Here is a 23,811-nt window from a genome sequence, read left to right on the forward strand (position 1 = left end):
AGAGGCGGAGCAAGCCCGCGGACAATTCTCGTGAAATCCATATGCGAAATCCATATGCGATTGCCTGCCTCACGCGGGGGAGAGGCCGCATCCCATCGCTGCCGCGGGGCACGCCTGCGCCGGACGCAGGAGGAATCGGGGCGTGCCGTGCTAACAAGCCTCGCAACGCGCCTTTTGCGCGAAGAAAACAATTGGCACACCTAGTCATTGCCCGCCGCATGTCGGCGATCCGTGCCCGGGAGAGGAAATGTCCGACATCGCCGAAATCCCGGTCGATGAGCAAGAGCGTCCGTTGCCGCCGTCCCCGCGCCCCGTGAAGAGTGCGCTGACGGACGGCCCGATCCTGCGCACGCTGCTTGGGCTCGCCTGGCCGAACGTCATCGCGATGTCGGCCGGCACCTGCGTGGTGATCGCGGAAACCTCCTATATCGGACGTCTTGGTGTGGAAGCGCTGGCCGCGATGGCGCTGGTGTTTCCGACCGTGATCCTGACCATGACGATGTCCGGCGGTGCCGTGGGCGGCGCGGTGGCCTCGGCCATCGCGCGCGCCATCGGCGCCGGCGATCGCGAACGCGCCGGAACGCTCGCTGCCCACGCGATGCTGATCGGCATCGCCTTCGGGCTCATCTTCATGCTGGGCATGCTGATCTTCGGCCCGCAGGTTCTGGAAATGCTCGGCGGCCGCGGCGATGTGTTGACGCATGCGATCGCCTACACGCAGGTGTTTTTTGGCGGTGCTGTGCTGCCCTGGCTGCTCAACACCATGGCGGGCGTGCTGCGCGGCACCGGCAACATGAAGCTGCCGTCATTGTTGATCCTCAACTCCGCGGTCTGGCAGATCGCGCTCGGTGGCACGCTGGGTCTCGGGCTCGGGCCGGTGCCGCAGCTCGGCATGCGCGGCGTCGCCGCCGGCGCGTTGATCGCCTATTCCATGAACATCTGCGTGATGGGCTGGTACCTGTTCTCGGGCCGTGCGCGCGTCGTGCCGAAGCTGCGCGGCTTGCGCGTGCAATGGGCGATGTTCTTCGACATCCTCAAGGTCGGCGCCGTCGCCTGCTTTTCACCGCTGCAATCGGTGCTGACGATCTCGATCTTCACCCACATGCTGGCAAAATTCGGCACTGCGATCCTCGCCGGTTACGGCATCGGCGCGCGGCTCGAATTCCGGCTGACCTCGATCGCATTCTCGTTCGGCATCGCCTCGGTGCCTATGGTGGGTATGGCGATCGGCGCCGGCCGCATCGCGCGCGCCCGGCGCATCGCGTGGATCGCGAGCGCCGCCGCCTTCGTGGCCGTCGGCACCCCGGCGTGCCTTGTCGCGCTGTTCCCAGATCTCTGGGTCAACATCTTCACCGACAGCGCCACCGTGCGCGCCACAAGTCACCAATACCTGTCGACGGTCGCGCCGTTCTACGCCTTCTTCGGCCTTGCAACCACGATGTATTTCTCATCGCAGGCCGCGGCAAAGGTGATCGGGCCGGTGCTGGCGCAGACGGCGCGGCTGATTTACATCACCGCCTGCGGCTGGTGCCTATCAACGCACGACGCCACCGCACAAAGCTTCTTTTGGCTGGCTGCGAGCTCGATGGTCGTGCTCGGCCTGCTCTCGAGCGCCAGCGTGGTGCTGACGCGCTGGGCTCCGCGCGAGAGCAAGCCTGCGATCCGGCCAGCGCTGTCGACGATGGCCGACTAGCGATGCCTGTGGCGGCGATGGCCGCCGCCGCCGCCGCCATTGGCGAGCCGCATCAGTTGCGGGATCATCGCCATCATGTCGCCGCCGCCGGAACCACCCAGCATGCCCATGATGTCACCGCCGCCCATGCCGGTCGGCATATAGCCGCCACTGCCCATCGGCATGGAGCCGCCGTAATTGGGCGCGCCGAAGCCGCCGCCGAAATTGCCGCCGCCCATCATGCCACCAAGCCCGCCGCCGCCATTCTCCATCATGCGGCTCATCATCGGACCCATGGTCTGCATCAGCATGGCGAAGCGGCGCTTGCCCATCTTCGCCTTCATCATCTCCAGCATCGGCGCCATCTGGGTCATCATGTCCTCGCCGCCGGCACCTCCGCCGCCGCCGAAGCCCGCGAACTGCGCCTTGGCCGGCGTACTCGCGACGGAAAACAGCAGCAGCACGGCGGCCGCCTGGCAGATCACCTTGTCCGCACCTCTCATGGCATGCTCCTCGCGTGCGTGGCGCCGCTGGGAGAGCGGAGCCAACCGGACGCACGCGGCCATGGTTACGGCTGGCGAGGGCAGGGCTCTGTGGGAAAAGTCACAGAGCGGATCAGGCCGCTGCAGGTGGAAACGCCTTGTGCATGGCGATGACGGCGTCCTCGGTCTGGGCTTGCACATAGGGCGCAAGCTCGTTCGGCAGCATGTCGATGATCCAGACGAGGCGACACTTGCCGTCGCTTTCGGCGATCACCTGCACCGATGCGCTGTAGTGCGTCAGCCGCTCGTTGTTGATCGCATAGACCAGGCGCTGCCGTGCGTCGTCGCAATCGACCAGCAGCTCGCGCGCCACCGAGCCGTTGGCGAACGTGACGATGCGCGCATCGCCGTCGAGGGTGCAGGCGGTGACGAAACCCGGCACCAGCCGCTGATGCAGCGCGCCGAAATCACGCACCGCGTTCCAGACGTCGCGCGCGGACGCATTGAGGGGAATGTCGTTGTGGATGGAGGCCATTGGGGAGGTGTCCTTGATCGGGTTGGTGATTGCCGCAAACGCCGTCATTGCGAGCGGAGCGAAGCAATCCAGAGTCTTTCGGCGGCGGCAGTCTGGATTGCTTCGTCGCATCAGCGCAAAATTGCTTCGCAATTTTGTCGCGGGCTCCTCGCAATGACGGAGCTAGTGGATGCAGCTCACGTGCAAACCGCCTCGACATTGTTGCCGTCCGGATCGATCAGAAACGCCGCATAGTATGTCGGGCTGTAATCCTTGCGCGGTCCGGCGCCGCCATTGTCGCGGCCGCCGCTCTTCAGTCCTTCGCTGTAGAACGCCTTGACCGCATCATGGTCCTTGGCGCGGAATGCGATGTGGGCGCCGTCGGCCTTGCGGCCCTTGTTCAGATGCAGCCACAGCGCCGGCGCGTCCTTCGGCCCCAACCCGGCATAGCCGTCGCCGCTCGAGCACAGGACGTAGCCGAGCGGAGCGAGCACCGCGGTGTAAAAGCGCGTGGCGGCGTCGAGGTCTGCAACGCGCAGTCCGATGTGGTCGTACATGATCATCTCCATTGCAAAGCGCGGCGTGGTGGCGCGCGCCGGAGACGAACTTAGTCAGTTGAGGGCGAGCTGCTCTTGGAGAATCTTGCGCATCCCCCGCGAGGCCTGCCGGAACTTGGTCGGCGATACGCCGGCGGCGCGATGGAAGGTTCGGACGAAGTTGGAGAGATCGCCGAAGCCGACGTCGTAGGCGATGTCGGTAACCGCGATGTCATCGTCCGTCAGCAGGCGCGCCGCATGCCGCAGCCGCGACCGCACCAGATATTGATGCGGGGTGACGCCGAGCACGGCCGAGAACAGCCGCAGGAAATGGAACGGACTGAGATCCGCCCGCTGCGCGGCCTGCTCGAGGTCGACCTCGCCGTGCGAGTTCTCGTCGATCCAAAGTGCGGCTTCCACGGCGCGGCGGCGGTCGCGCGCCGAAGGCCGGACCTGCTTGCGCGTCTTGCCGGAAACGGCATCGACAAAGCGGCCCGCAAAAATCTGGCCGACCTCGTCGAGGCCGATGTCGCTGTTGCCATCTGCCGCCGCTTGCGCCAGCTCTCCCAGCACCATCAGTTCCGGCAGCGGCGGCGTCGCGCCGACCTGCCAGACCTCGCGGCGTCCGCCGAGCGCGTCGACGAGATCCTCGCCGAGGGAGAACGCCAGGCAGACGTCGCCGCTGACATGCTCATGGGTGCAGGTGTATTCGTCGCCGGGCGCGCCGACCAGCACAGAGCCCGCCACCAGCTCGAAGAACCCGGCGCGGCAATGGCAGCCAAAGCTGCCGGAGCGGACATAGGCGATGGAATGGCCGGTGCGGGACTCGGCAAAAGGCTTGTCGCCCGGTCCCGCATCGCAGCGAAACTCGGAGACCGTCATCGTGCGCGTCGTCAGCAGCGTGGTTGCATCCATCACGCCTATGTAGGCATGATCCGGAAAAGTGTGTAGCGGTTTTCCGACAAGATCATGCCCAAAAAAACGAGTTAAGGGGCGATCAAAATCGCGCCTTAACTCGGCCTGGGAGGGGCAACCGGCAGCAGTACCTCGAACAGCGTCTTGCTGGCGACAGGCTGGGCGCCCTCCAGCGCCAGCAGCCGCCGCTTGGAGATCACCCCGCCATAGGGCGAGAGCCGGTCGGCGTAATTGCCGGCCTCCAGCACCCGGTGGCAGGGCACGATCAGCATGTAGGGATTTTTCGCGATCGCCTGCGCCACCGAATGCGCCGCGCCCGAAGCCCCTAACGCCTTGGCGATCGCGTGGTAGGTGCGCGTCTCCCCGCGCGGGATGGTGCAGGCGAACTCATAGACGCGCCGGTTGAAGGCAGGCACGCTGCCGGCATCCAGGCTGACCTCGGAAAAATCGGGATCGCTGCCTTGCAGCAGGGCTGCGATGCCCTCGATCGCAAGCTCGGCATTCTCGCACAGCCGCTGTTCGCGCGCCTCGGGATGGACCTGGAAAATCCGGCGGCGGGTGTCGATCTCCCGCGCCTCCGGCAATTGCACGGCCACCACGCCGGAATTGCTCCAGACGATGCCGCAGCGGCCTATGGCCGTGTCGAATATCGCATAGGCACGCCCCACCATGCACACGCCCCACTCAATGCACGCTTTCCCCAGACCCGAGATCATAACACCGCCACAATCCCGCGCACCTGGAATCTTGACGAGACATTAACAAGCGTCCGGCCGGGCGCGCCAAAGCGCTTGGCGGCAGGCGCCGTCTCGGCTAATCAGGACTGGCGCTGGTGACTAGCGCAACGCGGGCGTAGTTCAATGGTAGAACGGCAGCTTCCCAAGCTGCATACGAGGGTTCGATTCCCTTCGCCCGCTCCATCCTGCTTCGCGCCGAGGCGCTTCGCAGGACTTTGATATTTCGCCAGCGCCAAACAGGATGTCCTTCGAAGCTTCAGCGGAGAACCGATGTTCTCGGTCGCATGCCGCGCAAAGATTCCAATATATTAGCCTCTCGCTCCCGGCGTTCGCGTCCGCCCGCGCTAATCTGCGGTCTGGTCGCCGCCGATGTTCGGATGAAGGCTAGGACCTGCAAGAAAATGGACCAGCAAAAGCTCGACCGCGCGATCGGTCGCCGATTGAAGACTGTGAGGACGCAGGCCGGCATGACGCTGAACGAACTCGCGGCGCGCTCGGGCGTGAGCCGGGCGATGATCGGGCGGGTGGAGCGGGCGCAGAGCAGTGCGACGGCGTCGCTGCTCAATAAGCTTTGCGCCGCGCTCGACGTGTCGCTGAGCGACGTGGTGGCACTCGCCGAAAAACCACCGGAGCGGCTGGTGCGGCTCGCCGACCAGCCGCACTGGCGCGATCCCGACAGCGGCTACCGCCGGCGCCACGCCTCGCCGACGGATGCGGCGAGCGGCATCGAGGTCATCGTCGTCGATCTGCCGGCCGGTGCGCGGGTGCCTTACAGCCCCTGGGGCCGCAACGCCTTCACCCAGCAGCTCCTGATGCTGGAAGGTGCGATCGCCGTGCACATCGACGCCAAGGCGGTTCGCCTGCGCGAGGGCGACTGTCTGGATTTCGACGTGATGCGCGCGGTGACCTTCGAGAACGAAACCAGGCAGGACGCGCGCTACGTCATCATCACGCGGCGCGGCACCTCTTACGGAAAGATGTGAGACCCTGACGATGCAGATCCGCACCGGCGATACCTATGATCCGCGCGTGATCGCGTTGCTCGACCATCACGTCGCGGCCGCGCGGGCACAGACCGCGCCGGGCAGCGACCATGCGCTCGACCTCGCAGGGCTGCGCGCCGCGGATGTCGCGTTCTGGACCGGCTGGGACGGCGAGATGCTGGTCGCCACCGGCGCGCTGAAGGCGCTCTCGGTCGATCATGGCGAGGTGAAGTCGATGCACACGGTCCAGGCCGCACGCCAGCGCGGCTTTGGCGGACGGATGCTGCGCCACATCATCGCGGAAGCCCGAGCGCGCGGCATGACTCGCCTCAGCCTGGAGACCGGCTCATGGGACTATTTCAAGCCGGCGCACGTGCTCTACCGCGCGCACGGCTTTGTCCCGTGTGGTCCGATCGAGGGCTATGTCGAGGATCCCAACAGCCTGTTCCTGACGCTCGACCTGAGCGACGGCTGAGCGCGGCCGGCGCCCAAGACACTCGCAACTCGAAATTCCGGCGCTTCCCTCAAAATGAGTTGCGTACCTCAGAAAACCTCTGCTAGCCTTCAGGGATGGCCGAGGACACTCTCACCGCCGCCGCGCTGACGCTGAAGGACATCGCCCGCCAGGCCGGTGTCAGCCTGGCGACGGTCGACCGCGTCCTGCACAACCGCCCCGGCGTGAGGCCGGACACGATGCGGCGGGTCCAGGAGGCGATCGCGCGCAACGCCTTCCAGCCGCATGTCGCCGCCGCCGAGCTTGCCCGCGGCCGCGCCCGCCGCTTCGCCTTCGTGATGCCGTCGGGGCCGAACCCGTTCATGCAGCAGATCGAGGCCTATCTCGGCGAGATGGCGGGCTGGCTTGCGGCCCGCCGCCTCGGCGTCGAGATGATCGCGACCGACGTGTTCGACCCGTCCGTGCTTGCCGCGTCGCTGGAGGCACTGGCCGGAGACTATGACGGCGTCGCGGTGGTGGCGCTGGACCATCCGGGCGTTCGCGCTGCGATCAACGATCTGGTCGATGCCGGCACCAAGGTGGTGACGCTGGTCTCGGACGTGCCCTCGTCGCGCCGCCACCATTATGTCGGCATCGACAACATCGCGGCTGGCCGCACTGCAGGTGCGCTGGTCGGGCGGCTGGCCGGCCAAAGCTCCGGCAAGGTCGCGATCCTCGCCGGCTCGCAGGGCCTGCGCGACCACGCCGAGCGCATCTTCGGCTTCACCCAGGTGATGGCCTCGGAGTTTCCCGAGCTTAGCGTGCTGCCGGTGCTGGAGGGGCGCGACGAGGACGATCGCTCGGAACAGGTTTTGGCGCGGATGTTCGGCAAGCATGCTGACATTGTCGGCCTTTATAACGTCGGCGCCGGCACGCAAGGCGTCGCCAAAGCGTTGGGCGATGCCGGCCGCGACAAGCAGGTGGTGTTCGTCGGACACGACGTCACGGCGTTGACGCGCCGGCTGTTGTTGCAGGGTGTGATGGATGCCGCGATCTCGCAGAATCCGGGGCACGAAGCGCGCGCCGCCGTGCGCGTGCTGCTGGCGCTTGCGCGCGGCGAGCCGATCCTGCGCGAACAGGAGAAGATCAGGATCGATATCGTGATGCGGGACAATCTGCCCTAGGCGGCAGCATGGATTGGTGAGGACGGCCCGCGGAACAGGCGACGGAGATCGCCAACCGGGCCAGCATGGGAGGACGAGGCGTGTTTCTCGGAATGGACATCGGCACGTCCGGTGTGAAAGCGGTGCTCGTGAGCGAAGCCGGCGCGATTGTCGCGACGGCGGCGCGCGAGCTGGCGCTGTCGCATCCAGCGCCGCTGTGGTCCGAGCAGGATCCCGACGCCTGGGTCGATGCGGCGATCGGCGCTGTCGATGATCTTGCAGCCCATCATCCGCGCGAGGTCGCGCAGGTGCGCGGCATCGGGCTGTCCGGCCAGATGCATGGCGCGACGCTGCTCGGCGAGGACGGTCGTCCGCTGCGCCCGGCCATTCTGTGGAATGACGGCCGCTCGCAGGCCGAATGCGACCGGCTCGAACGGCGTTGTCCGTCGCTGCATGCGATCGCCGGCAATCTCGCGATGCCGGGCTTCACTGCGCCAAAGCTGTTGTGGGTGGCCCGTCACGAGCCCGACATCTTCGAGCGCGTCGCAAAGGTGCTGTTGCCCAAGGCCTATGTCCGCTACCGCCTGACCGGCGAGATGGTCGAGGACATGTCTGACGCCGCAGGCACGCTGTGGCTCGACGTCGGCCAGCGCCGCTGGTCGGCGCTGCTGCTGCATGCCACCGGGCTCGATCTGCATCACATGCCGCGCCTCGTCGAGGGCAGCGCGGCCAGCGCAATGCTCGCGCCAGAATTCGCCCAGCGCTGGGGCATGGCGAAGGATGTCGTGGTCGCGGGCGGCGCGGGCGATTGCGCGGCGAGCGCGATCGGGCTCGGCGCGATCGCACCGGGCGATGCGTTCCTGTCGCTGGGAACGTCCGGCGTGGTGTTCCGCGTCACCGATCGCTTCGTACCGGCGCCGGCCTCGGCCGTGCATGCGTTCTGTCATGCGCTGCCCGGCCTCTGGCATCAGATGGGCGTGATGCTGTCGGCGGCGGCCTCGCTCGCCTGGCTCGCGGGCGTGATGGAGGCGCCGGCCGCCGCGCTGCTGGCGCCGCTCGGCGAGCGCGTCGACGGACCCAGTCCGGTCAAGTTCCTGCCGTATCTCGACGGCGAGCGCACGCCGCACAACGACGCCGCCGCCAGCGGCGCCTTCGTCGGCTTGCGCGGCGCGACCGGGCGCGGCCAGATGGTTCAGGCCGTGCTCGAAGGCGTCGCCTTCGCCGCGCGCGACAATCTGGCGGCGCTGAGCGCAGCGCGCGGGCCGATTGCCGAGGTCGATCTGGTCGGCGGCGGCTCGCGCTCGCCGCTATGGGCGCAGATCTGTGCCGACGTGCTCGGCATTCCCGTCCACCGCGTCGAGGAAGGCGAGGTGGGGGCGGCGCTCGGCGCAGCCCGACTCGGCCGTATCGCTGCGACCGGCGAAGACCCGGCAGAGGTCTGTGTTCGTCCGCGGCGGCTCGCAAGTTTCGCGCCGCGCGCGTCCGTCACCTCCGCCTACGACGATGCCTATCGCCGTTGGCGCAATCTCTACCCCGCGTTGAAGGAGCCGATTTAAGTGAACGCGCCAGCCAAATTCTTCGATGCAACCCAACCTGTCGCCTTCGGCGGCAAGGATGCCAAGAGCCCGCTCGCCTTCCGCTGGTACGACAAGGACCGTATCGTGCGTGGCCGGCGGCTCGAGGATCATTTGCGCTTTGCGGTCTGCTATTGGCATTCGCTGTGCTGGCCCGGCGGCGATCCGTTCGGCGGGGAGACATTCTTGCGACCCTGGCATCACGGCACCGATCCGATGGCGACGGCGCGGGCGAAGGCCGACATCGCCTTCGAGCTGTTCCGCCTGCTCGATGTGCCCTTCTTTACCTTCCACGACGTCGACGCGGCGCCGGAAGGCGCCTCGCTCGCCGAGTCTGTCGCCAACCTCAACGCGATTGCCGATCTGTTCGAACAGAAGATGGCGCAAAGCAAAGTACGACTGCTCTGGGGCACCGCAAATCTGTTCACGCATCGCCGCTACATGGCGGGCGCCGCGACCAATCCGGATCCCGACGTCTTCGCCTATGCCGCCGGCCAGGTCCGCGCCGCGCTGGAGGTGACGCACCGGCTCGGTGGTCAGAACTACGTGATGTGGGGCGGTCGCGAAGGCTATGAGACCTTGCTCAACACCGATCTCAAGCGCGAGCTCGACCAGCTCGGCCGCTTCGTCGCGCTGGTGGTCGAGCATAAGCACAAGATCGGCTTCAACGGCCCGATCCTGATCGAGCCCAAGCCGAAGGAACCGACCAAGCATCAATACGACTTCGACGTCGCCACCTGCTACGGCTTCCTTGAGCGCTACGATCTGCTGAACGACGTCAAGCTCAACATCGAGCAGAACCACGCCATCCTTGCCGGCCACTCCTTCCATCACGAGGTCGCGCTCGCCGAGGCGCTCGGAATCTTCGGCTCGCTCGACATCAACCGCGGCGACGACCTGCTCGGCTGGGACACCGACCAGTTCGCGATGAATGTGCCCGAGCTCGCGTTGGTATTCCACGAGCTCCTGAATCGCGGCGGCTTCACCTCGGGCGGGCTCAATTTCGACGCCAAGATCCGGCGGCAGTCGATCGACCCCGATGATTTGATCCACGCCCATGTCGGCTCGATGGACGCCTGCGCGCGCGCCTTCCTTGCCGCGGCCGACATGCTCGATGCCGGCGCCCTCACCGCGCCGCTCGCCGAGCGCTATGGCGGATGGGCGGGCCCTGAAGGCCGCGCCATTCTCGGCGGGCAACGTTCGCTTGCCGATCTCGCCGACCGCGCGCTCAGCCCGGGCTTCGATCCGCAGCCGCGCTCGGGCCGGCAGGAATATCTGGAATCCCTGGTCAACCGCTATGTCTGAGGAAGGGCCGCTGATGGCAAGTACTGGAGCAACCCCGGTCCTGGAACTAACCGGCATCGGCAAGGAGTTCGGCGCGATCCGCGCGCTGCACGGCGTCGACATGCACGTGCACCCCGGCGAAGTGGTCGGTCTGATGGGCGACAACGGCGCCGGCAAGTCGACGCTGGTGAAGATCATCGCCGGAAATTTTCGCCCCACCCATGGCGAGGTCCGTTTCGATGGCAACGCGGTCCATTTCTACCGGCCCATCGATGCCCGCGCGGTCGGGATCGAGGTTGTCTATCAGGATCTCGCGCTCGCCGATAACCTCACGGCTGCGGCCAACGTGTTCCTGGGCCGCGAGCTCACGCGCAAGTTCGGGCCGATCGCGCTGCTCGATCACAAGGCGATGGCGTCGCGCGCGCTGAAGCTGTTCGGCGAATTGCGATCGGAGACGCGGCCGGATGATCTGGTCAAGCAGATGTCGGGCGGCCAGCGTCAGGCCGTCGCGATCGCGCGGACGCGGCTTTCCAACGCAAAGCTCGTGATGATGGACGAGCCGACGGCGGCGATCTCGGTGCGCCAGGTCGAGCAGGTGCTTAGCCTGATCCACCGCCTGAAGGAGCAGGGCGTTGCCGTCATGCTGATCTCGCACCGCATGCCCGACGTGTTTGCCGTCTGCGACCGTGTCGTCGTAATGCGCCGCGGCGAGAAGCGGGCGGACAAGGCGATCCATGACACATCCCCTGAAGAGGTCACGGCCCTCATCACCGGCGCGAAGGAGGCTGCGTGATGACCTTGCCCCTGGAAAATCCGATCAGCTTCACCAATATCGGCCGCATCAGATGGTGGCAGCGCGGCATCTTCGCGTCGCAGACCGGCTACGTCCTGCTGGCGCTCGTGGTGCTGATGATCGTGATGCATTTCGCCAGCCCGTATTTCTTCACCCAGGGCAATATGCAGAACGTGGCGAAGAACTTTTCTTTCATCGCCATTGCCACGCTCGGAATCACTTTCGTCATCATCACCGGCGGTATTGATCTCTCCGTCGGCTCGATGATGTGTTTTTCCGCGATGATCACCTCCATGGTCATGGTCGAGCTGTCGGCGCCGGGATCGCACTTCGTCCATTTGGCCGCCGATGGCAAGACGGTCGTCGCCAATGTGCCCGGATTGATCCTTCTGATCTCGGTGCTTGCGGGGCTGTGCACCGCGTTCATCGTCGGGCTCGTCAACGGCTTCTGCATTGCGATGCTCGGGTTGTCGCCCTTCGTCACCACGCTCGGCATGCTCTCGATCGTGCGTGGGCTCGCCTATGTCGTCTCGAACGGCCGTGGCAGCTTTCCGGGCGGCCCCGACGCCGATTATTTCTACGCGCTGACCTCAGGCGATGTGCTCGGCGTGCCCGCGCCCTTCATCTATCTGGTGATACTCGCGGTTGTGATGGCAGTCGTGCTGCATCACACGAGTTTCGGCCGCCACGTCTTCGCGCTCGGCGGTAACGAGAAGGCGGCGGAATTGACTGGCATCCCCGTCGTGCGGGTGAAGATCGAGGTCTATGTAATCTGCGCGCTCGCGGCAGGTCTCCAGGGCATCATCATCTCCGGCTGGCTGGGATCCGCGCCCGCGAACATGGCGACGTCCTACGAGCTCAACGTCATCGCCGCCGCGGTCATCGGCGGCGCCAACCTCGCGGGCGGGCTCGGCGGCCCGTTGGGCGCCATCGTCGGCTGCGTGCTGCTGGAGGTGATCCGCAATGGCCTCGTGCTCGCGCAGGTCAACTCCTACTGGCAGCAGACGCTGGTGGGCGTGATCATCATCCTCGCCGTGCTGGTGGACCGCATCCGCTCGCGCATGACTTAACGAGTTACTCCGGAAGGACAACGAAAGATCGTCTATCCGCCTGCCGGAGCATCACATCACAAATGGATAGGCATCAAAGTGTGGAGGGAAAGCAATGAAGAAGCTTCTGTTGGCCGGCGTGACCATCGCGATGATGGCAACCCCGGCATTCGCGCAGACCTACAAGTTCGCCGTCGTGCCCAAGGCGATGAACAACCCGTTCTTCGACGTGGCGCGTGATGGCTGCCTGAAGCGCGCCAAGGAACTCGGCAACGTCGAGTGCATCTATAAGGGGCCGATCGAACACGAGCCGGCGACGCAGGCGCAGATCATCCAGGACTTCATCACCCAGAAGGTGGATGGGCTCGCGATCTCGGTTGCCGACGTCGCGGCGATGACCAAGTCGATCGACGCAGCGACCGCCGCCGGCATTCCGGTGATCACGTTCGATGCGGATGCGCCGGGCTCCAAGCGCATCGCTTATATCGGCACCAACAACAAGGACTTCGGTCTCGCGCTCGGCAAGCAATTGGCCCAGCTCAGGCCCGAAGGCGGCAAATATGCGATCGTCTCCGGCGGTCCCGGCGCCAAGAACCTCGCCGAGCGCGTCGACGGCGTCCGTGAGTCGCTGAAGGGCACGAAGTGGGTCGAGGTCCAGGGTTCGCCGACCTTCTGCAACGACGATTCCGCGCTTGCGATTCAGCAAATGTCGGACCTGCGCACGGCGACGCCGGATCTCGGCGCCATCGTGCCGATCGGCGGGTGGCCTATGTTCGCGCCCGAAGGCTACAAGGCCTTCGTCAACAAGAACAAGAAGGATATCGATGCCGGCAAGTTCACGCTCGTCGTCGCCGACACGCTGAAGATGCAACTCGAGCTGCTGCGTGACGGTTACTCCAACGCGCTCACCGGCCAGCGTCCGTTCGAAATGGGCGAGAAGTCGATGGACACCTTGCTGGCGATCAAGAAGGGCCAAAAGGTTCCGGAAGTGATCTATACCGGCCTCGACCTGGTGACCAAGGACAACGTCGCTCAACTGTTAAAGTAGGAGCGCTGCCAGCCCCGCGCTCCTGCCTACCTCTCCCGCTTGCGGATTTCGCAAGCGGGAGAGATGAATCGGAAGCTGGAAGGAATGGGAATGAAACGGTCGCGGCTCGGCACGTTTGAAGTGACATCAATCGGTCTCGGCACGGCACCTCTCGGCGGACTGTTTGCCCCCGTCAACGATGCCGACGCCGAAGCGACGATCGAACGGGCCTGGTCGGCCGGAATCCGTTTCTATGATACCGCGCCGCTCTATGGTTTTGGCCTGGCCGAGCGGCGGCTCGGCGCGTTCCTGCGGCAACAGCCCCGCGATTCCTACGCCGTCTCCACCAAGGTCGGCCGGCTGCTGCGCGCGCCGGACGGCCCGGCGGCCGAGGATGACCATTACAAGGGCACGCCGCGCGAGCGGCCGGTGTTCGACTTCAGCCATGACGGCGTGATGCGGTCGGTGGAGGAGAGCCTGGTGCGCCTCGGACTCGACCGCGTCGACGTCCTCCTGGTGCATGATCCGGACGATCACTATGACGCCGCTGTCGCAGGCGCCTTCCGTGCACTCCAGCGCCTGCGTTCCGACGGCACGGTGAAGGCGATCGGCGCCGGCATGAACCAGTCGGAGATGCTGGTCCGGTTCGCCGAGGTCGTGCCGGTCGATTGCTTCTTGCTCGCCGGCCGCTACACCCTGCTCGACCAGGGCGCGTTGGATGCGCTGTTTCCGGTCTGCGCCACGAAAAACATCGGTATCCTGCTCGGCGGCATCTACAACAGCGGCATCCTCGCCAATCCCAGTGCCGGCGCGAAGTTCAACTATCAGGATGCGGACGCGAATTTGATCGCGCGGGCGCGCGAGCTCGACGAGCTCTGCCGCAAGCACGGCACCGAGCTGAAAGCTGCCGCGCTGCAGTTCTGCATCGCCCATCCGGCGGTGACGGTCGCCGTGCTGGGCGCGCGCAACGCTGCCGAAGTGGCCGACAACATCGCGATGTCGCAGAGCGTGGTGCCGCCGGCCTTCTGGCAGGAGCTGCGCGCGCGAAAGCTGGTCGATGCGCGGGCCCCGTTGCCGGGCGGAGCGTAAGCCATGATCATCGACGCTCATCAGCATTTCTGGGATCCCGTGCACGCCGACTATCCCTGGATGGCCGCGCCTGAGCTGACGCCGATCCGCCGCGCCTTCGCCCCCGCCGATCTCGCGCCGCTCTTGAAAGCGAACGGCATCGACGCCAGCATTGTGGTGCAGTGCCGCTCCGCGCTGGAGGAGACCGAGGAGTTTTTACGCATCGCGCGCGACAGCCCTTTCGTCGTTGGCGTCGTCGGTTGGGTTGATCTGACTGACGGTTGGCTTGGCGAAACGCTGGACCGTCTGCGTGCTTCTCCCGGCGGGAACAAGCTGGTCGGCATCCGTCACCAGGTCCACGACGAGCCCGATCCTGATTGGCTGTTGCGCGAGGACGTCCAGCGTGGCCTCACCGCAGTGTTCGCCCATGATCTCGCCTACGATTTCCTGGTCCGCACCCCTGAGCTGCCCGCCGCGATCGCGACCGCGCAGGCGTTTCCGCACGCGCGCTTCGTGCTCGATCACGCCGCCAAGCCGCCGATCGCCGATGGCTGGAGCGCGGAATGGGCCGACCGCATCGCCGCGCTCGCCGCCTGCGGCAATGTCTGGTGCAAGATCTCAGGGCTCGCGACGGAAGCGGTTTGGAACGACTGGGACGCGGAGCGGCTGTTTCCGTTCGTCGAGCACGCCGCGAAATGCTTCGGCGAGGACCGGCTGATCTTCGGCTCCGACTGGCCGGTGTGCTTGCTCGCGGGGAGTTACGGCGAGATCAAGCGCGCGCTGGAAGCGTGCCTGGCGAAGCTCGGGCGGAACGCTCGCGAAAAGGCATTCAGCGTGAATGCGCAGCAGGCGTATCGGTTACGCGGGTAGTTGAAGTCGCCGTGCTCTCCTCTTCCTTCTCCCCTTGTGGGAGAAGGTGGCGCGAAGCGCCGGATGAGGGGTTCCCTCCACGAGTTCAAGTTGCGAGCTTCATGCGCGGAGAGAACCCCTCACCCCAGTGAGCCTGTGTCTACCGGCGTCGCAGCCCTCTCCCACAAGGGGAGAGGGCACAATAGCGGGCAGCGCTCGCTTCTCACGCCCCGGCTGGTACCTGATCCAGAAATCCTGTCACGCTCTTGATGCGGCCGTCCCTGAGCACCGCGAAATCGGTGCCTTTGATCGGGCTGTCGACACCGTCAGGACCAAGCCCCCACGAAAAACGAAGGTGGTCGCCGTAGCCGTTGGGCTCGCCGATCAGCTTGAACTTGAATTCGGGAAAGCGCTGCTGCACGCCGGCGATCATTGCATCGACGCCGTCATGGCCGCCGCCCTGCATCAGGGGATCGACGTAGCTTGCATCCGCAGTCCAGTTCTCGCTGAGCAGCGCGCGGCGACGGCTCGCCGTGCGCTCGTTCCAGAGATCGATATAGCGGCGGGCGATGGCGGTGTGGTCGGTCATGATGTTCTCCTTCGATGGCGCCGTCTTATTCGGCTGTCCCTGACTATCGAAGGTTTGCGCGCGCCGATCGATTACCTCGGAGGTCATGCGCATGATCCGGAAAAGTGTGAAACGGTTTTTCTCTCGCGACAAACGCGGAACGCGTTTGCGCGGAGATCATGCGCCAACAAAGAACTGAAGCGCGATGATGCTTTCATCGCGCTTCAGGCGCGCGTAAATCTTACACGGCTATGATTTCGCCGCGACGACCATGATCTCGACGGTGTATTGCGGCGCCGCGAGCTTGGCTTCGACGGTGGCGCGCGCCGGGGTGTTGCCGGGCGAGACCCAGGCGTCCCACACGGCGTTCATCTCCTGGAATGTCTTCATGTCGGTGATGTAGATGGTCGCCGAGAGCAATTTGGACTTGTCGGTGCCGGCCTTGGCGAGATGGCCGTCGATCGTCGCCAGGATATCCTGGGTCTGCTTCGTCACGCTTTCGCCGGCGGCGTTGTTGGCGACGACACCGGCGAGGTAGACGGTGTTGCCGTGAACGACGACCTGGCTCATGCGCGGACCGGTTTCAAGACGCTGAATGCTCATTGGGATCTCCTGTGAATGGCGGCCCTGTCTAGCGCAGTGCATTGCGCTGTGCCACCCCAGGCACGCATGCGTTGCCAGGCACGCATGCGTTGCCAGGCACGCATGCGTTGCCGGGCACGCATGCGCAGCCTTTACGGAAACCGGCTGAAAAACGTCCAGATTGTTTCGGCGCCGTCGATGTCGTTGTTCTGCGGCCCGAGCAGGCGTGCCGCGATCTTCGGGAAACGGGCATCCGGGGAGGAACCGGGCATGCGGTGGCCGCCATGGTTGATGCGATAGAGCACGACGTCGTGCCCGCTGGGACAGCGCGAGGAAATCCGCGTGACGGTGGACTGGTCCGCGGGCGCCTTGTCGGGCAGGTCGGTCGCGCCGGCGTCATCAGTCTCGCAGCCATTGAGCTTGCGCCAGAACGCCAGCGTCTCTTCGGTCGACCAGAACCCGTCTGCGGCATAGTAGCTCGATCCGCGTCCACCCTCGTAGGGGATCAGCGGGTCGGCCGTGCCGTTCATGAGCAGCATCGGCAGCGGCCGCGACGGATGGCAGGTAACGGCGGCTTCGTCGGTGAGATTCATGATCACGCTCGCGCCGGCCGCGAACAGATCGGCGCGGGCGCAAACGAGCGTCATCGCCATGGCGCCGCCATTGGAAACGCCGGTGACGTAGACGCGCTTGGCATCGGCCGTGCCGTCGGCCACCAGCTTCTCGACGAGCTTGGCGATGAACGCGATGTCGTCGGTGCCGGGAGGCGGTCCGCGCAGCGCAGGTCCCGCCTTCGTTCTGGCATCGGCCCAGGCATTGTTGAGCCCGTCCGGAAACACCACGGCCAGGCCTTCGCGCTTTGCGACCTGCGGCCATGCCGTTCGCGCCACCATATCGGCGCCGCGCTGGGTCGTGCCGTGCAGCACGATCACGAGCGGTGCCGGCTTTTTCGCCGGCAGTTGCGCGCTGTAAGAGCGCTTCACGCCGCCGACGTCGATCGTGTCGGCGAATGCGCTCGGGGCGGCAGCCAATGCCGCAACCAGCGCCGCAATGCGCATCCAAGTCCGCACTAGACCGCCGCTTTCGCAGCGGCGCGGCCCGCATTGCGGCCCGAGAACAGGCAGCCGCCGAGGAAGGTGCCTTCCAGCGAGCGATAGCCGTGCACGCCGCCGCCGCCGAAGCCAGCGGCTTCACCGACCGCGTAGAGCCCGGGGATGACCTTGCCCTCCTCGCCGAACACGCGCGAGTCGAGATCGGTCTCGAAGCCGCCGAGCGTCTTGCGGGTGAGGATGTTGAGCTTGACTGCGATCAGCGGCCCGTGCGCGGGATCGAGGATGCGGTGCGGGGAGGCGGTGCGGATCAGTCTGTCTCCGATGTAGCGCCGTGCATTGTGGATGTTCATCACTTGCGCATCTTTGACGTAAGGGTTGGCGATCTCGCGGTCGCGCGCCTCGATTTGCATCCTCACCTCGTCAAGCCTGAGCAGGTCGTTGCCGGCGAGCTTGTTCATCGCGGCAACGAGATCCTCAAGCTTGTCGCGTACGATGAAGTCAGCACCGTGGCGCTTGAATGCCTCCACCGGCGCCGGCGCGCCCTTGTTGGTGGCGCGGCGCAAGGTCATGCGCCAGCTCTTGTCGGTGAGGTCGGGATTCTGTTCCGAGCCCGACAGCGCGAATTCCTTCTTGATGATGCTCTGCGTCAGGATGAACCAGGAATAATCGTAGCCGGTCGACATGATGTATTGGAGCTGGCCGAGCGTGTCCGAGCCGGGAAACAGCGGCGCCGGCAGCCGCGTGCCGGTCGCATCGAACCACATCGAGGATGGGCCCGGCAGGATGCGGATGCCGTGGCGCGGCCAGATCGGCGACCAGTTCTGGATGCCCTCGACATAATGCCACATGCGGTCGCGGTTGATCAGCCGCGCGCCGGTCGCCGCTGTGATCCCGATCATGCGGCCGTCGACATGTTCGGGCACGCCGGAGATCATGAATTTCGGCGGCTCGCCGAGCCGCTTCGGCCAGTTCTGCCGCACCAGATCGTGATTGCCGCCGATGCCGCCGGAGGCGACGATCACGGCCTGCGCTTTCAACGCAAACTCGCCGACCACGTCGCGCGAAGAGCTCTTGCCGCGTTCGACCTGATCGGCTGCGAGAATGACACCGCTGACGCCGTCCACCGTTCCGTTGGTGACGGAGAGCGCATCGACGCGGTGGCGGAACTTGAAGGTCAGCCGGCCGCTCTTGACAGCTTCGCGCGCGCGGCGCTCGAACGGCTCGACGATGCCTGGGCCGGTGCCCCAGGTGACGTGAAAGCGTGGCACCGAATTGCCATGGCCCATCGCGTCATAGCCGCCGCGCTCGGCCCAGCCGACCACGGGGAAGATGCGATGGCCCATCGCGCGCAGCCAGCCGCGCTTTTCGCCGGCGGCAAACGCGACATAGGCTTCCGCCCATTGCCTTGGCCAGAAATCCTCGTCACGGTCGAAGCCGGCGGTGCCGAGCCAGTCCTGCATGGCAAGATCGAAGGAATCCTTGATGCCGAGCCGGCGCTGCTCCGGCGAATCGACCAGGAACAATCCGCCGAACGACCAGAATGCCTGGCCGCCGAGCGACTGCTCGCCCTCCTGGTCGACCACGATCACGCGCTTGCCGGCATCGGCAATTTCGGTCGCGGCCACCAGGCCCGATAGTCCGCCGCCGACGACGATGACGTCCGCTGCCTGCTCAGTCATGAGTTCCCCCCTGTAGTTGTCCGGATTGAAGCCAGCGGCTGCAACTGAGATCAAGGGGCTGTCGCGTAAGACATCATTAACTTGTTCCAGTTTGGGACCCAACGCCTTTGGGACCAACGCCGCCGAGTGCAGCGCGGACGCAACACTGGACTTGAATTTGTTTTGAGCGAGCCGGCGCGCCTAGACAAAACCACGGTTACGACCGACGCTAGCAGCGCATCACCACCTGAACGCAGATTCGAACTCGACTGGGGCGGGGGACAATGAAGTTTCTGACGGGGTTGCTCGCGGCGGTCCTCCTGATCGCGAGCATGGGGGCTTCTCACGCGGTGGTTCGGATCGCGGATGACCGCGGCGGCCGGATTGGAACTTATGTCGACCGGTACCAGGACCTGCGGCAATCCGGTGACACCGTCATCATCGACGGCCTCTGCGCATCCGCCTGTACCATCGTCCTCGGTGCCATCCCGCGCGACCGCATCTGCGTGACCTCGCACGCCACGCTCGGCTTCCACGCCGCCTGGGATTTCGCCAGTAACGGCCGGGCCGTCACCAATGCCGAAGCGACCCAGATGCTCTACGCGATGTATCCGTCGCAGGTGAAACGCTGGATCATGCAGCGCGGCGGCCTCACCCCGCACATGCTCTTCCTCCGCGGCAAGCAGCTCCAGGCCATGTACAAGCCCTGCTACCTCGACGCGCAGGCCTCGGCCAACAGGCCTTTGCGCCGATCTGCTCAGCCAGCGGAAGAGTTGGAGTCGGCCCGCGGGCAGCTGCTGCACTGAACCTATCAGCGCGACGTGATCTTTGGCCCGCCCGCGGCGCTTGCCCGTCGGCGGGTCAATGCCTATTTGAGAGCCAGGGAACGGGCGCTTTTGGCCCAATCGTTGTCATGGCTCAACCACTGCACCCCGCCCATCCGTTACAGGACAATTCGCCCACTGCCGGCCGGACGCCGTCTGTGCTGCTGTTCGCCGGTGCAGTGATCGGTGGGCTTGCCGTGACCGGTGCGCTCGCGCTGTGGTTCCACTACGGCACCCAAATGTTCTTCGAAATGATCAGGGCCGGCTTTGCCGCCTGCTTCTGATCCGCGATAGGAAGTCACCCCGCTCATGAGCTCCGCCACCCGCCCGCTGGTGATTGCGACCGCCTTCGCAGCAAGCCTCCTTGTCGGGCTCCTGATCATGCTGTGGGCCATGGGCGGGGTGAGCAAGGTGGCGCAGCCGGCGGCAATCGGCGGCCCGTTCCAGCTCACCGACCAGAATGGCAAGGTCGTCACCGACCAGAACCTCAAGGGCAAGCCGACCCTGATCTTCTTCGGCTACACCCATTGCCCCGACGTCTGCCCGACCTCGCTGTTCGAGATCTCGGAAGTGCTGCGCGCGATGGGCAAGGATGCCGACAAGGTCAACGCCATCTTCATCTCGGTCGATCCCGAGCGCGATACGCAAGCCGCGATGAAGGATTATCTGTCGAGCTTCGACCCGCATCTTGAGGGCTTGAGCGGCGATCCCGCCGAGACCGCCAAGGTGATCACGTCCTACCGGGTCTACGCCAAGAAGGTCCCGACCAAGGACGGCGACTACACCATGGATCACACCGCGCTGGTCTATCTGATGGACCGCGCTGGCCGCTTCGTCTCGCCGTTCAATCTGAAGCGGAGCCCCGAAGAGGCGGCGACCGAGTTGAAGCGGTATCTTTAGGGACTTCTTTCGGGCGCACTAGCTTCCACATCGTCATGGCCGGGCTTGTCCCGGCCATCCACGTTCTTGGGATACGCGAGAAGGTGCGTGGATGCCCGGGACAAGCCCGGGCATGACGGACGGCCGGAACTTTCGGCCGCAATCCCCGCTCGCGTTCCCGGCGGGATGGTCTATAAGGCCCTCCGATCCCAACGAAATCCGTTCATTTCCCGCCGATGGCCGCATCGCGACAGGTAAAATCGCTCCAAATCGTGCGCCGGGTCCTGTTGGGGCTGGCGGCTGGCGCTTGCTTGCTGGCAGGTCTGCCCGGCGCGAAGGCCCAGATCCCGGCCAAGCCGGCGCCCGCTGCGCCTCAAGCCACGCCGCGGGTCGGTCCTCAAGCCGCCCCCCAGGCGGTGCCGGGCTTCTGGGACCCGCGGCGGCGCCCCGAGCGGCCGGACCTGTCGCGCCTGACTGTGATCCGCTTCCTGACCGAGACCGACTATCCGCCGTTCAACTACACCGGAGCCGATGGCAATCCGGCCGGATTCAACGTCGATTTCGCTCGCGCGCTGTGCGAGGAGATCAAGGTCACCTGCACGGTGCAGATGCGCCGCTTCGAGACGCTGGTCGACGCGCTCGCCTCCAACCGGGGCGATGCCATCATCGCCTCGATGGCGGTGAGCCCGCAGCTCCGTGCCCGCGTCGATTTCACCGATCCCTACTACCGTGTGCCGGCGCGCTTCGCCTCGCGCAAGGATGCGGTGATGCCGGAGATCCGCCCCGAATACCTCGAAGGCAAGAAGGTCGGCGCCATCGCGGGCTCGGCTCATGAGGCGTATCTGAAGGCGATGTTCACCGACGCCGAGCTCCACCCCTATCCCAACGACGACGCCATGCGCAGCGCTTTGCGCAAGGGCGAGGTCGATTTCATCTTCGGTGATGCGATCTCGCTGGCGTTCTGGATCAACGGCACCGATTCCGGCGATTGCTGCGCCTTCTCCGGCGGTCCCTTCGTCGAGAGCCGCTTCTTTGGCGAGGGCATCGGCATCGCCGTGCGCAAGGGCAATGACGTGCTGCGCCAGGCCCTGAACTGGGCGATGTTCCGCGTCTGGGAAAAAGGCCGCTATACGGATTTGTGGCTGCGGTATTTCTCGGTGAGCCCGTTCTGAGTCGGTCGCCGCTCCCTCCGCCGTCATTGCGAGGAGCTCTTGCGACGAAGCAATCCAGAGTGCTTCTGCGGAAAGATTCTGGATTGCTTCGCTGCGCTCGCAACGACGGTGTGTGCGGCGGCATCACCCCACAAAATTGCATTCTGCCGGGAAATCGCTATTTTCCGCGGCCCGGAGGCCCTTAATGTCTGTCATCGATCTCGCCGCAAGCCCGAGCGATCTGCGTGCGCTCGCCGAACAATCCAACGCCTGGCCGTTCGAGCAGGCGAAGGCCATTGTCGCGCGCCTGAAAAAATCGCCCAAGGACGAGGTGCTGTTCGAGACCGGCTATGGCCCCTCGGGCCTGCCGCATATCGGCACCTTCGGCGAGGTCGCGCGCACCTCGATGGTGCGCCACGCCTTCCGCGTGCTGACCGAAGACAAGATCAAGACGCGCCTGCTCGCCTTCTCCGACGACATGGACGGCCTGCGCAAGGTGCCGGACAACGTGCCGAACAAGGACATGCTGGCGCAATATCTCGGCAAGCCGCTGACCGCGGTGCCGGACCCGTTCTCGAACGAACATCCCTCGTTCGGCGCCGCCAACAACGCGCGCCTGCGCGCCTTCCTCGATCATTTCGGCTTCGACTACGAATTCGCGAGCTCGACTGATTATTACAAATCGGGCCGCTTCGACGCGACGCTGCTGAAGATGCTGGCCGCCTACGACCAGGTCATGGCCATCATCCTGCCGACGCTGGGGCCGGACCGCCGCGCGACCTATTCGCCGTTCCTCCCGATCAGCAAGACTTCCGGCATCGTGCTCCAGGTGCCGATGATCCGCCGCGACGTCGCCGCCGGCACGATCACCTATGTCGATCCCGATACCAACCAGGAAGTCGAAACGCCCGTCACCGGCGGCAACGTCAAGTGCCAGTGGAAGGCCGACTGGGCGATGCGCTGGGTCGCGCTCGGCGTCGACTACGAGATGGCCGGCAAGGACCTCATCGACTCCGTGAAGCTGTCGGGCGCGATCACGAAGGCGCTCGGCGGCACTCCGCCTGAAGGCTTCAATTACGAGCTCTTTCTCGACGAGAAGGGCCAGAAGATATCGAAGTCGAAGGGCAACGGCCTCACCATCGACGAATGGCTGCGCTACGCATCGCCGGAATCGCTGTCGCTGTTCATGTACCGCGAGCCGAAGGCGGCGAAGCGGCTGTATTTCGACGTCATCCCGCGCAACGTCGACGACTACCAGCAGTTCATCGACGGCTTTGCCAAGCAGGATGGAAAGCAGCAGCTCGGCAATCCGGTCTGGCACATCCACAGCGGCCATCCGCCGAAGGGCGACATGCCCGTCACCTTCCAGCTGCTGCTGACGCTGGTGTCGTCGTCGAATGCGGAGAACGCCGAAACGCTGTGGGGCTTCATCGGCCGCTACCGCCCCGGCGTGTCGCCGCAGACGCATCCCAAGCTCGACGCAATGGTCGGCTATGCCATCAACTATTATCGCGACTTCGTGGCGCCGACCAAGCAGTTCCGCGAACCGACCAACACCGAGCGCGCCGCATTGCAGGATCTGCGCGATGCGCTGTCGCAGCTGCCGCAAGACGCCTCCGCCGAAGACATCCAGAACGTCGTCTACGAGATCGGCCGCCGCGAGCCGTTCCTCGATCCTGTCAAGAAGGGCAAGGACGGCCGCCCCGGCGTCACGCTCGACTGGTTCAACATGCTCTACCAGGTCCTGCTCGGCCAGGAAAAAGGCCCGCGCTTCGGCTCCTTCGTCGCCGTCTACGGCATCCAGAACGCGATCAACATGATCGACGGCGCGCTGGCACGGAGTGCGTGACCACACTGCATGAGCGCGACGTTTCCTCATCGTCGTCCCGGCCTAGTGCGCACTTGCGCACGGGGGGCCGGGACCCATACCGCGTGATCTATCGAGGAATGGCGGGCTTTGTACCGGAGTAAGCGTAACTCTCATCCTCCGCCAAACTTCTCCCTGTGGTTATGGGTCC

General features: G+C 65.3%; 25 protein-coding genes and 1 tRNA gene. 17 read left to right on the forward strand and 9 right to left on the reverse strand.

The genetic code is table 11. The features are described from left to right. Nucleotides 1–247 precede the first annotated feature (247 nt). Nucleotides 248–1,693 carry an MATE family efflux transporter gene (locus FXV83_RS14695; RefSeq protein ID WP_148740081.1) on the forward strand — a complete coding sequence of 482 codons (1,446 nt, stop codon included), beginning with the start codon at nucleotides 248–250 and terminating at the stop codon, nucleotides 1,691–1,693. On the opposite strand, the gene FXV83_RS14700 is transcribed toward FXV83_RS14695, so the two are convergent. From FXV83_RS14700 to FXV83_RS14725, 5 genes are all read right to left on the reverse strand, one after another. After that, nucleotides 1,690–2,175, reverse strand: a complete 486-nt coding sequence (locus FXV83_RS14700; RefSeq protein WP_187435906.1) for a hypothetical protein — start codon at nucleotides 2,173–2,175, stop codon at nucleotides 1,690–1,692. The two genes, FXV83_RS14695 and FXV83_RS14700, sit on opposite strands and share 4 nt — an antisense overlap. Before the next feature lie 112 nt (nucleotides 2,176–2,287). Further along, nucleotides 2,288–2,689, reverse strand: coding sequence for an SRPBCC family protein (locus tag FXV83_RS14705; protein WP_148740085.1), 402 nt, complete (start codon nucleotides 2,687–2,689; stop codon nucleotides 2,288–2,290). A 176-nt stretch (nucleotides 2,690–2,865) separates the two neighbouring features. Then, the gene (locus FXV83_RS14715; RefSeq protein ID WP_187435907.1) at nucleotides 2,866–3,225 is read right to left on the reverse strand and encodes a VOC family protein; all 360 of its coding nucleotides are present in this window, start codon (nucleotides 3,223–3,225) and stop codon (nucleotides 2,866–2,868) included. Between the two features lie 54 nt (nucleotides 3,226–3,279). Next, on the reverse strand, nucleotides 3,280–4,119 hold the full coding sequence (locus tag FXV83_RS14720) for a helix-turn-helix transcriptional regulator (protein WP_148740129.1): 840 nt from the start codon (nucleotides 4,117–4,119) through the stop codon (nucleotides 3,280–3,282). Between the two features lie 95 nt (nucleotides 4,120–4,214). After that, nucleotides 4,215–4,790, reverse strand: coding sequence for a methylated-DNA--[protein]-cysteine S-methyltransferase (locus FXV83_RS14725; RefSeq protein WP_148740091.1), 576 nt, complete (start codon nucleotides 4,788–4,790; stop codon nucleotides 4,215–4,217). Between the two features lie 175 nt (nucleotides 4,791–4,965). On the opposite strand from FXV83_RS14725, the gene FXV83_RS14730 reads away from it, so the two are divergent. From FXV83_RS14730 to FXV83_RS14780, 11 genes are all read left to right on the forward strand, one after another. Next, a tRNA-Gly gene (locus FXV83_RS14730) sits at nucleotides 4,966–5,039 on the forward strand. A 218-nt stretch (nucleotides 5,040–5,257) separates the two neighbouring features. Continuing rightward, nucleotides 5,258–5,839 carry a helix-turn-helix domain-containing protein gene (locus FXV83_RS14735; protein ID WP_148740093.1) on the forward strand — a complete coding sequence of 194 codons (582 nt, stop codon included), beginning with the start codon at nucleotides 5,258–5,260 and terminating at the stop codon, nucleotides 5,837–5,839. Between the two features lie 10 nt (nucleotides 5,840–5,849). After that, complete coding sequence (locus FXV83_RS14740; protein WP_187435908.1) at nucleotides 5,850–6,314, forward strand: GNAT family N-acetyltransferase; 465 nt, start codon at nucleotides 5,850–5,852, stop codon at nucleotides 6,312–6,314. 95 nt (nucleotides 6,315–6,409) lie between these two features. Next, nucleotides 6,410–7,456 carry a LacI family DNA-binding transcriptional regulator gene (locus FXV83_RS14745; RefSeq protein WP_148740096.1) on the forward strand — a complete coding sequence of 349 codons (1,047 nt, stop codon included), beginning with the start codon at nucleotides 6,410–6,412 and terminating at the stop codon, nucleotides 7,454–7,456. Nucleotides 7,457–7,536: 80 nt separating this feature from the next. After that, nucleotides 7,537–8,991, forward strand: coding sequence for a xylulokinase (gene xylB, locus FXV83_RS14750; protein ID WP_148740098.1), 1,455 nt, complete (start codon nucleotides 7,537–7,539; stop codon nucleotides 8,989–8,991). Further along, nucleotides 8,992–10,314: a xylose isomerase gene (gene xylA, locus FXV83_RS14755; protein WP_148740100.1), complete on the forward strand. Its 1,323-nt coding sequence runs from the start codon at nucleotides 8,992–8,994 to the stop codon at nucleotides 10,312–10,314. Between the two features lie 13 nt (nucleotides 10,315–10,327). Next, nucleotides 10,328–11,086, forward strand: coding sequence for an ATP-binding cassette domain-containing protein (locus FXV83_RS14760; protein WP_148740102.1), 759 nt, complete (start codon nucleotides 10,328–10,330; stop codon nucleotides 11,084–11,086). After that, nucleotides 11,086–12,156 carry an ABC transporter permease gene (locus FXV83_RS14765; RefSeq protein ID WP_187435909.1) on the forward strand — a complete coding sequence of 357 codons (1,071 nt, stop codon included), beginning with the start codon at nucleotides 11,086–11,088 and terminating at the stop codon, nucleotides 12,154–12,156. The genes FXV83_RS14760 and FXV83_RS14765 overlap by 1 nt, the downstream gene beginning before the upstream one ends. 94 nt (nucleotides 12,157–12,250) lie before the next feature. Further along, nucleotides 12,251–13,183, forward strand: coding sequence for a sugar-binding protein (locus FXV83_RS14770; RefSeq protein ID WP_148740105.1), 933 nt, complete (start codon nucleotides 12,251–12,253; stop codon nucleotides 13,181–13,183). A 90-nt stretch (nucleotides 13,184–13,273) separates the two neighbouring features. Then, entirely contained in the window at nucleotides 13,274–14,251 is a 978-nt protein-coding gene (locus tag FXV83_RS14775; RefSeq protein ID WP_148740107.1) for an aldo/keto reductase, read from the forward strand. 3 nt (nucleotides 14,252–14,254) lie between these two features. After that, nucleotides 14,255–15,100: an amidohydrolase family protein gene (locus FXV83_RS14780; RefSeq protein WP_148740109.1), complete on the forward strand. Its 846-nt coding sequence runs from the start codon at nucleotides 14,255–14,257 to the stop codon at nucleotides 15,098–15,100. Nucleotides 15,101–15,302: 202 nt separating this feature from the next. On the opposite strand, the gene FXV83_RS14785 is transcribed toward FXV83_RS14780, so the two are convergent. From FXV83_RS14785 to FXV83_RS14800, 4 genes are all read right to left on the reverse strand, one after another. After that, entirely contained in the window at nucleotides 15,303–15,668 is a 366-nt protein-coding gene (locus FXV83_RS14785; RefSeq protein WP_187435910.1) for a nuclear transport factor 2 family protein, read from the reverse strand. A 228-nt stretch (nucleotides 15,669–15,896) separates the two neighbouring features. Further along, nucleotides 15,897–16,250 carry a RidA family protein gene (locus tag FXV83_RS14790; protein WP_148740113.1) on the reverse strand — a complete coding sequence of 118 codons (354 nt, stop codon included), beginning with the start codon at nucleotides 16,248–16,250 and terminating at the stop codon, nucleotides 15,897–15,899. Between the two features lie 131 nt (nucleotides 16,251–16,381). After that, nucleotides 16,382–17,287, reverse strand: coding sequence for a CE1 family esterase (locus FXV83_RS14795; protein WP_235939577.1), 906 nt, complete (start codon nucleotides 17,285–17,287; stop codon nucleotides 16,382–16,384). A gap of 11 nt (nucleotides 17,288–17,298) precedes the next feature. Beyond that, nucleotides 17,299–18,960 (reverse strand): FAD-binding dehydrogenase, encoded by a 1,662-nt coding sequence (locus FXV83_RS14800; protein ID WP_148740116.1) that lies wholly within the window; start codon nucleotides 18,958–18,960, stop codon nucleotides 17,299–17,301. Nucleotides 18,961–19,223: 263 nt separating this feature from the next. Between FXV83_RS14800 and FXV83_RS14805 the strand changes: the two genes are divergently transcribed. From FXV83_RS14805 to FXV83_RS14825, 5 genes are all read left to right on the forward strand, one after another. Then, nucleotides 19,224–19,745, forward strand: coding sequence for a Clp protease/crotonase-like domain-containing protein (locus FXV83_RS14805; protein ID WP_148740118.1), 522 nt, complete (start codon nucleotides 19,224–19,226; stop codon nucleotides 19,743–19,745). A gap of 107 nt (nucleotides 19,746–19,852) precedes the next feature. Next, nucleotides 19,853–20,047 (forward strand): hypothetical protein, encoded by a 195-nt coding sequence (locus FXV83_RS14810; protein WP_148740120.1) that lies wholly within the window; start codon nucleotides 19,853–19,855, stop codon nucleotides 20,045–20,047. A gap of 25 nt (nucleotides 20,048–20,072) precedes the next feature. Then, complete coding sequence (locus FXV83_RS14815) at nucleotides 20,073–20,663, forward strand: SCO family protein (protein WP_148740122.1); 591 nt, start codon at nucleotides 20,073–20,075, stop codon at nucleotides 20,661–20,663. A gap of 215 nt (nucleotides 20,664–20,878) precedes the next feature. Continuing rightward, nucleotides 20,879–21,814, forward strand: coding sequence for a transporter substrate-binding domain-containing protein (locus FXV83_RS14820; protein ID WP_148740124.1), 936 nt, complete (start codon nucleotides 20,879–20,881; stop codon nucleotides 21,812–21,814). Between the two features lie 184 nt (nucleotides 21,815–21,998). Beyond that, the gene (locus tag FXV83_RS14825; RefSeq protein WP_148740126.1) at nucleotides 21,999–23,642 is read left to right on the forward strand and encodes a lysine--tRNA ligase; all 1,644 of its coding nucleotides are present in this window, start codon (nucleotides 21,999–22,001) and stop codon (nucleotides 23,640–23,642) included. Nucleotides 23,643–23,811: the final 169 nt, after the last annotated feature.

The sequence above is a fragment of the Bradyrhizobium hipponense genome, assembly GCF_008123965.1.
GTDB classification, from domain to species: Bacteria; Pseudomonadota; Alphaproteobacteria; order Rhizobiales; family Xanthobacteraceae; genus Bradyrhizobium; species Bradyrhizobium hipponense.

What these genes read in the sequence shown, in the direction of transcription:
- FXV83_RS14700 (WP_187435906.1), bottom strand. Translation starts at nt 2,175, where the DNA reads ATGAGAGGTGCGGACAAGGTGATCTGCCAGGCGGCCGCCGTGCTGCTG.
- FXV83_RS14745 (WP_148740096.1), top strand. Translation starts at nt 6,410, where the DNA reads ATGGCCGAGGACACTCTCACCGCCGCCGCGCTGACGCTGAAGGACATC.
- FXV83_RS14705 (WP_148740085.1), bottom strand. Translation starts at nt 2,689, where the DNA reads ATGGCCTCCATCCACAACGACATTCCCCTCAATGCGTCCGCGCGCGAC.
- FXV83_RS14760 (WP_148740102.1), top strand. Translation starts at nt 10,328, where the DNA reads ATGGCAAGTACTGGAGCAACCCCGGTCCTGGAACTAACCGGCATCGGC.
- FXV83_RS14805 (WP_148740118.1), top strand. Translation starts at nt 19,224, where the DNA reads ATGAAGTTTCTGACGGGGTTGCTCGCGGCGGTCCTCCTGATCGCGAGC.
- FXV83_RS14735 (WP_148740093.1), top strand. Translation starts at nt 5,258, where the DNA reads ATGGACCAGCAAAAGCTCGACCGCGCGATCGGTCGCCGATTGAAGACT.
- FXV83_RS14715 (WP_187435907.1), bottom strand. Translation starts at nt 3,225, where the DNA reads ATGTACGACCACATCGGACTGCGCGTTGCAGACCTCGACGCCGCCACG.
- FXV83_RS14695 (WP_148740081.1), top strand. Translation starts at nt 248, where the DNA reads ATGTCCGACATCGCCGAAATCCCGGTCGATGAGCAAGAGCGTCCGTTG.
- FXV83_RS14740 (WP_187435908.1), top strand. Translation starts at nt 5,850, where the DNA reads ATGCAGATCCGCACCGGCGATACCTATGATCCGCGCGTGATCGCGTTG.
- FXV83_RS14780 (WP_148740109.1), top strand. Translation starts at nt 14,255, where the DNA reads ATGATCATCGACGCTCATCAGCATTTCTGGGATCCCGTGCACGCCGAC.
- FXV83_RS14765 (WP_187435909.1), top strand. Translation starts at nt 11,086, where the DNA reads ATGACCTTGCCCCTGGAAAATCCGATCAGCTTCACCAATATCGGCCGC.
- FXV83_RS14825 (WP_148740126.1), top strand. Translation starts at nt 21,999, where the DNA reads ATGTCTGTCATCGATCTCGCCGCAAGCCCGAGCGATCTGCGTGCGCTC.
- FXV83_RS14815 (WP_148740122.1), top strand. Translation starts at nt 20,073, where the DNA reads ATGAGCTCCGCCACCCGCCCGCTGGTGATTGCGACCGCCTTCGCAGCA.
- FXV83_RS14795 (WP_235939577.1), bottom strand. Translation starts at nt 17,287, where the DNA reads ATGCGCATTGCGGCGCTGGTTGCGGCATTGGCTGCCGCCCCGAGCGCA.
- FXV83_RS14810 (WP_148740120.1), top strand. Translation starts at nt 19,853, where the DNA reads ATGGCTCAACCACTGCACCCCGCCCATCCGTTACAGGACAATTCGCCC.
- FXV83_RS14800 (WP_148740116.1), bottom strand. Translation starts at nt 18,960, where the DNA reads ATGACTGAGCAGGCAGCGGACGTCATCGTCGTCGGCGGCGGACTATCG.
- FXV83_RS14770 (WP_148740105.1), top strand. Translation starts at nt 12,251, where the DNA reads ATGAAGAAGCTTCTGTTGGCCGGCGTGACCATCGCGATGATGGCAACC.
- FXV83_RS14820 (WP_148740124.1), top strand. Translation starts at nt 20,879, where the DNA reads ATGGCCGCATCGCGACAGGTAAAATCGCTCCAAATCGTGCGCCGGGTC.
- FXV83_RS14725 (WP_148740091.1), bottom strand. Translation starts at nt 4,790, where the DNA reads ATGGTGGGGCGTGCCTATGCGATATTCGACACGGCCATAGGCCGCTGC.
- FXV83_RS14775 (WP_148740107.1), top strand. Translation starts at nt 13,274, where the DNA reads ATGAAACGGTCGCGGCTCGGCACGTTTGAAGTGACATCAATCGGTCTC.
- FXV83_RS14720 (WP_148740129.1), bottom strand. Translation starts at nt 4,119, where the DNA reads ATGGATGCAACCACGCTGCTGACGACGCGCACGATGACGGTCTCCGAG.
- FXV83_RS14785 (WP_187435910.1), bottom strand. Translation starts at nt 15,668, where the DNA reads ATGACCGACCACACCGCCATCGCCCGCCGCTATATCGATCTCTGGAAC.
- FXV83_RS14790 (WP_148740113.1), bottom strand. Translation starts at nt 16,250, where the DNA reads ATGAGCATTCAGCGTCTTGAAACCGGTCCGCGCATGAGCCAGGTCGTC.